3 protein-coding genes are annotated in these 12,818 nt (G+C 32.0%); all 3 read right to left on the bottom strand.

Going from position 1 to position 12,818, the window contains the following annotated elements:
- Nucleotides 1-6: 6 nt before the first annotated feature.
- The 3 genes from OIU80_RS05565 to OIU80_RS05555 all read right to left on the bottom strand — a co-directional run bounded on the left by OIU80_RS05565 (nt 7) and on the right by OIU80_RS05555 (nt 12,816).
- Nucleotides 7-7,365: a hypothetical protein gene (locus tag OIU80_RS05565; protein ID WP_264286056.1), complete on the bottom strand. Its 7,359-nt coding sequence runs from the start codon at nt 7,363-7,365 to the stop codon at nt 7-9.
- A 962-nt stretch (nt 7,366-8,327) separates the two neighbouring features.
- Complete coding sequence (locus OIU80_RS05560) at nt 8,328-9,002, bottom strand: toxin-antitoxin system YwqK family antitoxin (protein ID WP_264286055.1); 675 nt, start codon at nt 9,000-9,002, stop codon at nt 8,328-8,330.
- A gap of 10 nt (nt 9,003-9,012) precedes the next feature.
- Complete coding sequence (locus OIU80_RS05555) at nt 9,013-12,816, bottom strand: hypothetical protein (protein ID WP_264286054.1); 3,804 nt, start codon at nt 12,814-12,816, stop codon at nt 9,013-9,015.
- Nucleotides 12,817-12,818 lie beyond the last annotated feature (2 nt).

Below are 12,818 nucleotides of genomic sequence, written 5' to 3'. Positions count from 1 at the left end.
TATATTTTATAATTCTAGGTGTAATGACTGCTTATCAATTGATAGTGTTAATGGAATTAGTCCTTTTTCAATTTTAGCCTTATTATTCCACATTCTGTATTCAAATTGGATGTCTAGACTGTTGTCAGTAATTTTTTTATTCTTATGCATAATCAGAACCTGAGAATAATCTTTTGAATACAATGCTTCGAACTCAATGTTTTTGGTGAATTTCTTAACTTCTTTATTATCAATCATTTCTATGCTAGGAACACCTACAATAATTGTATCCTTAATTTCTTCTAATGGCATTTTAGGAATGTTAAAAGGTTCAGGATTACGAACTAAAAGCGCTACGATATCTCCAGTATTGGTATCGATAATGCGATTGATTTCAGTGCTTTGTGCCGGATCAAGAGGAGATAATTTTAAAATTCCCTCAATAGCACGATCAAATGAATGCTGGTATTTTAATGCCATTGAATCACTTAACGCATCTTCTTGACCAATAATTACGTTGTTTAAAGCTGCAATTTGATCATCACTTAAATTTAGTTTTATATCAAATAATGCTTTACGTGACTTAACGACAAGTCCAGTATTATCTTTTTCTCCAATCTCATAGCTTTGTACTTGTTCTTCAAAGTTTCTGTAACGTGAGGTTTGGAACCCAAATTGATGTACAAGAACATTTTTACCTTTATTTTCGTCTAGATTTTGGCTAGTATCAAAATAATTATTTGCTAAAATCGTATACAATTTTGAAGGTTTTAAATTTGTTAGCTTTACACTATAACCGTATGATTTTGGCAGCAAAGGATCTCCAAGCGTTAGTGTACATTTCATTTCAGGTTTTGAATTGATAAAATTATTTAACAATTTTATACCTAAAGGCAATCTAGGGTCGGTATCACTTACCCATTCCTCTCCTTTTTCCTTTTTTTCGACTTTAGGATATTTGGTTATTTCGTCTTGTAACGGATATGGAATAAGCACGTCATTAAGAGGATCTTTAATAATAAGGTTTAAAGCGCCTGCCATCCTTGGTCTGGAAGTCTCATAGTTTTCCCAATCTTTGAACATATGATACGCATAAGGATTTGTAAAAAATAACGAAACCTCACATTGCTCATTTCCATAAAAAACAGGTTTAGATTGTAATAAACTTCCATCGGCATTAGGGTAAGAACGGTTGTAATCGATATACTGTCTTAAAGATGTTAATGGTGATTTTGCCAAATCGGTTAATTCGTTTTTTGGAGCAGGATCTTGTCCAGCAGGTGTTACAGGATCAGCAACAGGAAAGTGACCTATAGGGCCTAAAGTTTTAAATCCATAATAGTATTTAAACGATGTTTCATTTTTGTCATCTACAGTATCTAGTAATTCAAAGTCTAAACAATAAGTTGTATTTGCTCTCCAAATAGGCTGAACAGTATTTTGAATAGCATCCTTCATAGCTATATTGTCTTCTTCTACAGCTTTAAAAGGTGGTATGGTTGTATTATGAAAGTAACTTTCTTTAGTTAACCAATCGATGCTCTGTATAAAAGTAGTGTACTCTAATTCTTCATTTTCGGTGTTACTTCCTCTCGAGCAGATTACACTATTTACAGTAATTAATTTTGAAGTTCTAGTTCCTCTTGTATAGCTTAAGTTTGTATCTGTATTAAGCTCAATTAAACTAGTAGTTCCGTTTGTTAAGACTAAGCTTGATGATGTTACTTCAACTTTCTTTATTGGATATAACGCGCAGTTATCGAATAGGTCATTAAATAGAGAGAAATAAATTCCTTTTTCATTCGGTCTAGAAGAAAGCATTAGAATTTCATTAGCTACTGGATCGTTTTGGATAGTAATTATAGACGCTTGATCTGTTGTACTATCTCTTTTGATTAATTTTGTAAGTTCTAATGTGGAATTAAATACAAACAAATAATGTTCATTATAAGCCAGAATTGAGTTATCAGTTAAGGTATTATTTGATAAATAAATAGGCGAGTCAAAAATTGTATCGTTTTTAACTACCTTAATAGCGGTTCCGCTAATTTGAGCTAAACCAAATTTCCCATCTGTTAATTTAACCGACATCAGAATTTTATCATTTGCAATGATTGCATCGGTAATTTCGGTAACAGAGGCATCAGAAACAACTTTTGTATCAGTTACAGTTATAGCTTTAGTAGCTGTGTTAATGCTAATACTAATAATTTTTTTATTTTTTGTAATTAAGCTAAATTCAGTACCACTATGCTGAAGTATTTTAATTGCTATTTCACTGATTTTTGTACGATGAATAATAGTACGATCACTTCCGTTAATCCAGTTAATTTGAGTTCCATCAGTTACTGTGTTAATCCAAAGCAGTTCGTCGTTATCCAGAGGTAATAATTTGTTAAAACCTATAGAATAGGTGTTTAGGTATTGCATCCCGAAATTCTGATTCAATTCAGAATCAAGTTCAATAATGGCTGTTGAAGCAATCGGATTTTGGCAGCCTACAACAAAATCATAGTCAATAATAGCTTCTCCAATTCCTTTACATTGTTTGGCATCCATGCCTTGGGTAAGGAACAAATTGCCATTGACTACTTGCATTGAAGTTACCACACCATTTAACAAACGCTCTCTTAATACTCTTCCATTAATGTCAATTTGAACAATAACTGTTGTATTTGGTTGTGGATGGAATGAAATAAGGTAGGTGTTATTAAATTTAAAGACTTTATCAAATGCATAAACGGCTTTTCCTTTATATCCATAAAAACGAGTGAAAGAACGTGTAGTAGGAGTACCAATAGGAGTACTATTACCAGCATTTATTCGTAATTGTGTTAATTCTGCAAGTAACGAATTGTATTTTGGCATATCACTTGGAAAAGAAATAGAGATTACTCCCTCAGCGTCAGTATAGGTTTTATCAAATAGTGCTGCAAGTTCATTTCTAATTTCTAAAATGCGTTCTGTATTTGCAGATAAAGGAATGATTACTATTTTATCAATTTTAGTTTTTGAAATAGGATCACTATTTGCATCATATAGAGTTATACCAATTCGGAGTTCCTCTTTAGAATATGTTAATTCCTCGGAAATCGTTGTTTCAAAAGGACTTTTTTTCAACGAAATTTTTTCATATTTAATGAGGTTTGTCTTTTCATCGATAATAGCAGTGTAGGCTACTATTTTTACATCTTTTGCTCGAGTGGTAAGTTGCAAAGTAGGTTCAATAGCCGATTTTGGGAATATAATTTCTAACTGATTGTAGTTTTTAAACGATAAAGACTTTCTATAACCAAAAGGATTGTTTTCTCCAGTAATAGTCATGAAATCGCCACCCTCAAGTTTATTCTTTTCTACAACATCCGAAAGATCTCCTATGAGTTTAAAAAAGAGGCCATTGATTTTTTCTGCTTCATATTGCATAGGTGTATAAAAGCGTTTTCCAATTCTTTTATTAAAGAAATCGATATGCTCTCTTTTTATCTCATCTGATTTACAAAACAATTTAGATGGAGTAATTCCGTATTGTTCCGGAACATACCAACCAGGTTCTCCAGCACTTAAAAATGAAAATGGATTGGTTGCTAAAACTCGGATACTATCATATTGATCAATTACTTTTTGCCATTGTGCCCATGGTAATTTCCCAACTTTTTCCCTGTCTTTTTGTTCTACAACAGCTTCAAAAGGATGATAATCCTCCCATTTATTAGAAGTGCTATTCCATGATTTTAACCCAATTGATTTAATCGAATATTGATGCTTTACCTGACGTAATGGTTTACCTGAACGACTGGTACTTTCTGGAGGCATCAAATCGGTATAATTTTTTGCATCACCAGTAAAACCTCCAATTTTGGTCTTTAAATCTGGATTAGGCAATAACCCTTTAGCCATTTTAATGTCAATGAAAGTATCTAAAGGAATTATTTCGGTAATATCATTTCCATTAGGAATTGTGCTAAAATAATTAAGAGGAAATGCCTGATTTGTTAGCATATGTACCCCTTTAACCGATTCAGAAGTTCTGTTATCCTGTGCATCTCCATGCGTTCCCATAGGAAGTGGGCTATAAGGAGTACGGTCAATTATTCTGTTTATATCCCATTTAAGCTCAATTGTAAACTTTTTGCGTACCTTAATAAAACCAATTTTTACACGTACACTTAATTGTATTTCAGCATAAATTAAAAATGGTTTAAATGACTCGATAGAGAACATAGTATCTAATCCAATTTCTACTTTTACAATCCAAATTTTAATCTGAATTCCTCCACCAGCAGCAATGTAACCACCCATTTGTGGACGCTTGAACGAAATTTTCCCTCCTAATTCAAGATAAGCCCACATTTTTACTCTGGCAGGTCCAAAACTTTTGTCTACTTTATACTCTAATCTGGCACCAGCTTCAATTCCCTGAGCAGAAAGCATAATAAAGGCCTTGGCAGAGAATAAAGTTAATATTCTAGCCTCAATTGGATCTTTTCTGGATCCAATATTAACATACCAGGGTTTTTGATTTTTGAAGAAAAATCCAGCCTCTAATAAAGCATGTAATTTAAAAATTTCTCCACCATCTTTAGGAATACTAAAGTCTGCTCCAGCAGCCAACTCTAATGAATCATCACCAAAGGCAACCATAGCAAAAAACGGAGGGTTGCTAGGATCATCTTCAATAAGTCCTAATCGTCCAGCAATAACGTTTAATCCTGCTTCAATATAAAATAAGGTAGGAAGAGACAATAACATCATTGCACGCAATGACAAGACGTGTCCGCCATCTGCAACAGTCCCAAAGGTAGCCCCAGCTCCAATAGAAAATGGAGAGTCATACTCTAATGAATCAGGCGGTCCAGTGAATTTTTTTAAATTTATTCCAGGTTTTGGATGTTTGTAATATTCGTACCAAGATTTATCTTTAGTTAATCCTGCTGCTTCTTTAGTTGCGACATATCTATAGCCTAATAAACCTCTAAAAGCAGAAATAGAAAGGAATCCTAACGGAATAGGAGTAGGAAGATCAACATGAGCATCTACCAAAAAGGCAGGGTATTTAGGCATAAAACGCATTCCTACACCACCAGATATTTTTGCTTTTGGTAATTTTAAAGAAACTTCTCCCGTAAATTCTTGTGATACACCAGGTTGAGGTAGAGAAATCATTCCGTTGATAATAGCCATCGCAGATGATTTAGAGGCTGATCCAGGAATTATTAAATCGACTTCGATGGTTTGAATTCTTAAAAAGTCGTCCTTATGACCTTCTTCAGTGCAATAGTAATATTTAACACCTTCTCCACGAGCATCTACACCTAATGGATTGATACTAATAGCACCATCAAATCCCCAAAAGTTATATTTACGGCCATTAATTTGAGTAGATCCAAAATTAACGTTAGAAATAGTCATTTTAACTGCCCCAAGGTCTAAAGTTCGATTCAATGGTATTGGAATAGAGCCACCTTCAACCTCGATATTACCATCACTGTAAATACGAAGTTTTTCGATGTCAATTCCTTGACCCTGCATGATCTTATTCATTATTGGGTTTGGAAACGAAACATAACACGAAGTTCCTACATAAAAATCTTCATCTTGCTTCCCTAATTCGAAACTAAAGAAGTCAAATTGTACAAGATTAAATAAAGTGGCTGTTGGAGCACTTTCTTTTTCAAAAGAAGCGGTAAGATTAAAATCACCGTCATCGTATAAATGCCCCTCGAGGACAGCGCTAAAAGGAGTTCTGCCATCTGGTTTTTTTAACTTATTTAGAATTAATTGTCCCTTAATATTAGAACCAATAACCTTATTTTGTTTGAAAGAAATGTCAAATTTGTTAAAACCTATTTTAAAACCATTACTAGGAGAACCTATAGTTTTCCATAACGTATTTTCGATAAGTTTTGATAAAAAATCTTGATATTCCTTAGCGGTATTAAAGCTGTAAATCGTATTAGGCCTTACTAATGCAGATAGTAAGTCGGCATTGGTCTTTAGTACCAATGGATATTTAAAGGCACAAGGTAGTTTTAAAGTATCTAATTCTTCTAAATGCTGGATTAAAGCAGTATAATTAACAATTTCTTTTTCCTTAACCACCTTATCTTCTTTACCCGTCTCGAACATAGTGATCGGATAAAGAAAGTCGAACTTGTCATTAAAATAACTCAAGCCATTACCAGTAGGGACAGGAACTGTTTCCAGATAAATATTACCGGATAAACCTCCTGTACCAATTAATAGATCAGAGGCACCAATTTTTAATGTTGGCACAGTATTTCCTATTTCTTTTTTGTCATCATTAAACCATCTGGACGGCAATGTTACCGATATGGCACGGGCGTATACCCCAACAAAGTCATTAGGTCTGCCATCTGCATCAGCTTCTAGAATATTGGTTTTCTTGCTTAAATCAAGTTTTAAACTTTCTATTTGAATAAGCATACCAGATCTTCCAATTTCACAAAATTTTGGACTCAAAGTACCTGCAAGTTCTAAGCTGTAACCTATTCCTGCTTGCGTATCGGCGTATAAAATAGCCTTAGCAAATTGAAATTTGGCAAGATGTGTTTCGTCTTCATCTCTTTCAGTACCATTGTTTTTCCAAGGCAATAAAATTTTTCTTGGAAATTCAATTGCAGCAGATAATTCAAGCGTTACTCTGGCTTTTGGAGTAATAATTTTTTTAATGTATTCTTCAATATCATCTGGAATAAAAGATGAGAAAAAGGTTTTAATTTTTGCTTTTGTCTCTGATAAATCGGTCGATAGTAAATACAATGAAAATATTGCAGGAGCAATTTTTTTATCTAGAAGGCTAACTTGAACTATTAATTCTTGTAAACTATTGCTAGAAGTTTCATCGATAGCTATTGCAGTACCGTATAAGGTATTTATATCCTGAACAAGCTGACCGAATTTTGAAAGTGCAGGATTACTTTGAACTACAAATGTGTTTATAGCCAACTGGATTATTTGCTCTTCGGATATTTTTAGAACAGTTAAACCAAGATCATAAAAATCTTCTACAGAAAATGAAAAGCCATTTGCATTAAAATATCTTATGTAACGCATAACTTCCCATTCCCAGAAAAGTGTAATGGGAAAGGAGGATATGGTACGATCTTCGTAATCAGGGTTTAATACAAAGAAAGCACCAGTTCCTGGTAATTCGAATTCTAACTTTTTTCTGCTTACAATATCTAGACTATAAAAAGCGCTACTACCAGTAGTACTCTTAGAAGTTTGATAATCTTTATAATACATTTTATCAAAAACTCCTCGAAGTCCATCTTTAATAAAACTTAAAAAATCGGGTAAGTCCTCTGGCTTTATCAAATCTGATAAAGCGGGATAGTATTTATAATCTGTTGGCGTTGTTGGCATAGTTTTTAATACTATTTATGTTATTATTTGTATTCTATTTTTTTGGTGGCTGCTTAGTAGAACACTTTACGGAGCAGTTGTTGGTTTCTATAATCTTCCATTATTCTTTCCTTATAATTTAATTTTGTAGTTTTTAGAGATTAGTAGAGTCTAATTATTAAAGACACTAACAAGGCAATTAAATACCAACTAAACCTACTTTGAATTAGCTTATGTGAGCTTTAAAATCTATGTTTTGATGGTTTACTAATTGTTTTTTCAACCTTCGTTAAGCAAATATTAGTTGAAATTTGCTCTTAAAAAATGGAATGCAAGGTTGCTTAACTCATGTGTTTATAGACTATACAAAAGTGTACAGTCTATAAACACAGAATTATTTTTTGAATTGTAAATTAGGTTGTGGTTTGGTTTTGCTTTACCAACTTCGTAAAGAGTAGAAGTATCACGAGTACTGCAGTTTAAATCGACGAGATTTGAGTTGTTTGTTTTAGCAGATAACTGAGATTTTTGTAATAAAACAGGCTAAACTTTGTTACCTTAGTGAATTTATAGCACTTTATTTGAAGAGAAAAACACAACGTAAATCATGTGATATTTATTGATGTTACGAAAGAATACAACAAATAATCAAAGAATCTTGCGGCTTACATTACTATGCGGTCGATTCAGGCTTCTTGAATATTCTTTGCATTAATATCTTCGACGTAGAATATCCTTTAGAAATCTATATTTTATTCTATGTTTAGATAATAAAAACAATAGAGAACAGATAGTAAATATTCCTCATTTATTTTTTAGTAAGTTTTTTAATAGGAAGACTTTTTTAATTATCATCAAATCATTTTTGAAAGTTATATTTGTACTAATATCAATATTAGAATTCTTCTTCTGCTAGTCTTTCAAAGTTGTTTTTACTTTTTGGTTTTTATTTTAAAATGTATAATATGAGATTTTTATACTTATTAATCTGCAGGGAAAGGTGACTCAACTGTTTTAACAATATTTCCATTTAAACCATCTATTTGAATATTTATATAAACTTGTTTTTCATAATTAGGATATCGAATAACCCAATAATTTTTATTATCTGAAACGGACTTATATTTAGATATTGTAGTTGTATAACCGCTCTCTTTTTTTTCTAATGAAATTCCATTTTCTTGACAGTATGAAAACACTTGGTCCATACTATATATAAAGCCATTATCAAAATCTTCAGTAGAGATTAGATCTCCGTTATCTGAATAATTATACCATTTGCCTATTTTAAATCCAAACCAACAATAGATTCCTTTTATCTTTATATTATTGTTAGGATAAAATTCTTTATAAACTCCTATTATTGGATTTTCTGAATAATCGTATCCAGAAAATGCACTACCCACCTCAGAACCTTTAGAATAATATACAACGGTTTTTCCATCCTTATTTCTAACATTGTATGAATTATCTGTTTTACTTATATAAATTGCCTCATTTTTATTTGTTTTACTTGTTCCAATTTCATTTGGAAGATCTGAGAGTTCTAATTTTTCGATTGAATTATTTATTACTGGTTTTTTCATTTTTATATTTTTATTAGTATTGCATCCTAGGATAATTAATAATCCTAGAGTTGTATGTATTAAATATTTCATATAATATGATTTAAGGTTCTATTTCTGAAGCTTGCTTAGCTATTTTTCCTTGCCAATTCCATAATGACACTCGATTAATGCTAACCTTATGGGAATAATCTAATATGTTATCTGTGAAATGAGGTTCGTATGTAAATTTAGCAAATTTTGAGGCTTCATAAGCAGAAAAACTATGCGGCAAGTTTGCAGTATGTATGAACTCATGAGTTGCAGTGGCATCATTTGCAGAAGCAAATACTAACATAGTATTTTTAGTAGGTTGCGATAAACCGTTTAAACCATGATAAACATGACTAGTATTTAAAGATCCACCATCATCACTAAAAAAGAAAAGTATATAATAACCATTGTAAAATGTACTTATAGGGATTGTCGTTCCAGGTGCATTTTGAGATAATAAAAAGTCATAAAGAGGTATGAAGTTTGGTATTGTAGCATTACTTGTTACAAGCACATTTTGAGGGTTTAAAGGATGTGATACATTGTCAAAATGCATGTAGTTAGAATTCAATGTCGCACTTGCAGGCCCTACTGTCATATCTAGTTCAACTGATTTTATAACAGGAGTGATTAAAATTTGTCTTAAGAACTGTTTCAGAAATAGAGCTTTATCATTAGCTACAGGAACTTTGATAGTACCATTTAAATTTGTTTTAACCGTTATTAAAGCCACTTTTTTAGAAAATCTCTTTGATTTGACATTTGGATTAACTTTTAATATACCAAGTGTTTGAGGCTTTCCACTTGTTCCATAATATCCTACTACTTTAATTTGTTGCTCTACTCCAATTTCCTTTAAACATTTGATATAAATGTCTAATGTGCTATTACCTAAAGAAGTAGGTATGACAATTGGAGTTGTTGAAGAAGTAATTTCAAGAAGGGTCTGATCATAGACCAATTCTATTTTCGTGGGTACTACAGTGATTTTAAGATTTAATGTAAGTTTAGCTACTCTATTTAAATCGTCATTATATGGCGCTACATAAATAGGTTGTCGATCTAGATCAATGGCTGGAGCAATAGAAGGAATATAAGGAGGATAGATAGTTAACATAGGAACATAGTATTTATCTACATTGTTGTTTACTTCCCATTGAATTGGAATTGGCTTATATTCCAATTCAAATTTCTTATACATTTTGGAAATTTTAACAAAATTTCCTGTATCTTTATTTATATCATTTTCAATAATTTTATAAGCTGGATCTTTATATAGCTTTCCAACGTGATTTTTATAATCGACATCTCCGGCAGCTATCGTATCACCAACTCTCATCCAATCAAATCCAAACTCACCGGCATATGGTAGTTTTACTCTGAAATCTGCTTTCGCCTTTGGATATTCTTCAAAAAATTCGTGAAATTCTGCATATTCTTTAGAGAAAAAATAGTTTCCATCAATAGTGTAAACAAAAACATCGTTAGCTGGTAAAGGAAATAGTGTTACTATTGCCCCTGTATTGTCTTCAAAACGCATTCCTACTTTAAATTTTTGAACATTCTGGGTAGTAAAGGTAGAAATCTCTTCGAGATGGAAATATACATTATCTGCGTCAGTAGGCAAAAATTGAGGAACAATTGCTGGAGGTGTTACAACTGGTATTGTTGTTTGACCATGAACTAATTTATTATATTCTTCATTTGTAATGCCAAAATGAAAGTAACTATTTTTTTTGGACAAATCATTGTTATGAATCAATGTTAATGAATTGAGAATGTTGCTACCATCATTGAATGTTCCTTTATAAACTGAAAAATCAAGATCGTTATATAGATTTAAAGCATATTGATCTTGGGTTGTCGTTGTTTTTGCAATACCAGATGTAATGGTATCAATGTTTAAATTATTGTATTCAGTGTTATGGTCACTGTTTCGCTTTAAGATAGCCATATATAGTCTACGAGTCTTTCTAGGTGCGACTCCAGAGACTGCAGCTCCTTTTCCATTATCGAAAACTAACTTATTCTGAATAGAGGCTCCGACACTCAGGATATCATCAAGATTGACCATTCTACTCTTGTCGTAAGTTACCCATGAACTCATATTTTCTGTTTCTGTCGTAGGCAATAAAAAATTAGTAGTGAGATTTACTGGGAATAGATCATTGTAATAATTTTTTAAAGGAAATTCTTGTTTTAAATTACCATATAACATCAAGAAGGATGCGCAAGATTTTGTCCCATTTATCTGAAATGTTATATCAATTTGTTTAGTTTTACCAGTTAAATATTCAATTAGTGGTGCTGAAGTTGAATTTATAATAAAATTAATATTTTGAACTTTAGAATTTGCTACTACTTTTATACTTGATAGCCCTGCTACGGTTGGAGTTCCAAATATAAATCCCGGTTTTAATTGATGATTCAATCCAGAAGGTAATGCCCCTGATATTGTGGCGTTATCAGGAATTTCAAATTGCATTTTCTCACTAATAAATCCTTCTTGACTGATGGGTCTCTCTATGTAAGGATACAATGAAGTATTATTTTTCGGAGAAATGATGTCAATTGAAACATGTCTTTCATATTCTGGAATAACAATATTAGCAATATGCTTGTTTGGAGAGACCGAAGTATCAGTAGTAAATGTTCCATCACAAACATGGATGTTATATTCTAAATTAAAAGCTAATGCTTTTCTATATTTAGGAGGATTACTAACAGTAACTGTTAATTCTTCAATAATAATTGGCCAACCAGAGGAAGTGTTTAACTGTCCTGCTGTCGAAAAACCATATACTTTTCGAGTGGTATCATAATAGTTATAACTTCTATTGTTTTCAGCCTGTATGTAAAGATATATTTTATTTTGGGTTTGATATTTATTGACGATTTTACTAAAAATATCGTCATTTTTTGTAAGCCCTGCAGTTTTAGCAATTTCAGTAGCAATTGTTTTAATATTCCCGCACTCCATGTGTGAACCCCAAAAAGCAGCTGCATCCATAAACTGATGAATGTATTCTTTGTATCTTTTTACTTTTACAGGAGTAGAAGAAGGAATTGTTGCAGTATCAAAAACATGTTCTTTTTCGCGGGCAAACTTCAAATCAAGTTTAAATAATTCTTCTTGATTTTGCAATTGATAGTCTCCATGATCAAGCACAATATCAAGTCCTATTTCTCCAGTAAAATTCCCTAAATGTTCTCCAGCTTTACATAATGGGATTTGGTAAGAAATATTAATATCTTTTTTTGTAAAATAATTTTCGATAAGCGTATTGTCAGATTGGGTCTCGTCATAACCAATTAGAAAAGAAGGGAATTCATTAGGAAGGGGGAAATTTTGTCCTGTACCTGGATCTTTTAAAGATGTATTAAATGCGATATATTGTGTCCATAATTTATTTAAAAATATAGGCTGATTAGGGTCGTTATTTACTACAGGTTTTAATATATTATTACCAATTAAATCTGCTTTATTAACGCCTCTGTAAATGAAGTATTTAATTTTAAGCGGGGCGTAAGTATCTGATGGTTTTAAAATCAAGTTTACTTTTGTAGCATCTCCTGTTTGTGGTTGTATTAATACTTGACCATTACAAATAGCCATAACTTTTACAGGATCTGTACCAGTAGCTCTAATTTTAGAAGTTGTTCTATACTTTGTAGTTAAACTACCTGTTACAGGACCAAAAGCATCTGTAGTGTAATTTGCAGCAACTGTACTTGATAACTTAGATTCATCAACAAAGAAGTGAGAAGTTGGTCCATATTCTACTTTCGCTGCAGTTGTAGTGGAGTTATACAAAACTTCATTTTGAGTGGTTTCGCTATTTAATGTATATGTAAAATCGAATACTGTTGACATAG

The organism is Flavobacterium frigoritolerans, from assembly GCF_025847275.1.
In the GTDB taxonomy this organism is placed as follows: Bacteria; Bacteroidota; Bacteroidia; order Flavobacteriales; family Flavobacteriaceae; genus Flavobacterium; species Flavobacterium frigoritolerans.
This window is presented reverse-complemented; position numbering and strand designations above follow the sequence as displayed.

Excerpts from the sequence above, each read along its gene's own strand:
- OIU80_RS05565 (WP_264286056.1), bottom strand. The coding sequence starts at position 7,365 with ATGCCAACAACGCCAACAGATTATAAATACTATCCCGCTTTATCAGAT.
- OIU80_RS05560 (WP_264286055.1), bottom strand. The coding sequence starts at position 9,002 with ATGAAATATTTAATACATACAACTCTAGGATTATTAATTATCCTAGGA.
- OIU80_RS05555 (WP_264286054.1), bottom strand. The coding sequence starts at position 12,816 with ATGTCAACAGTATTCGATTTTACATATACATTAAATAGCGAAACCACT.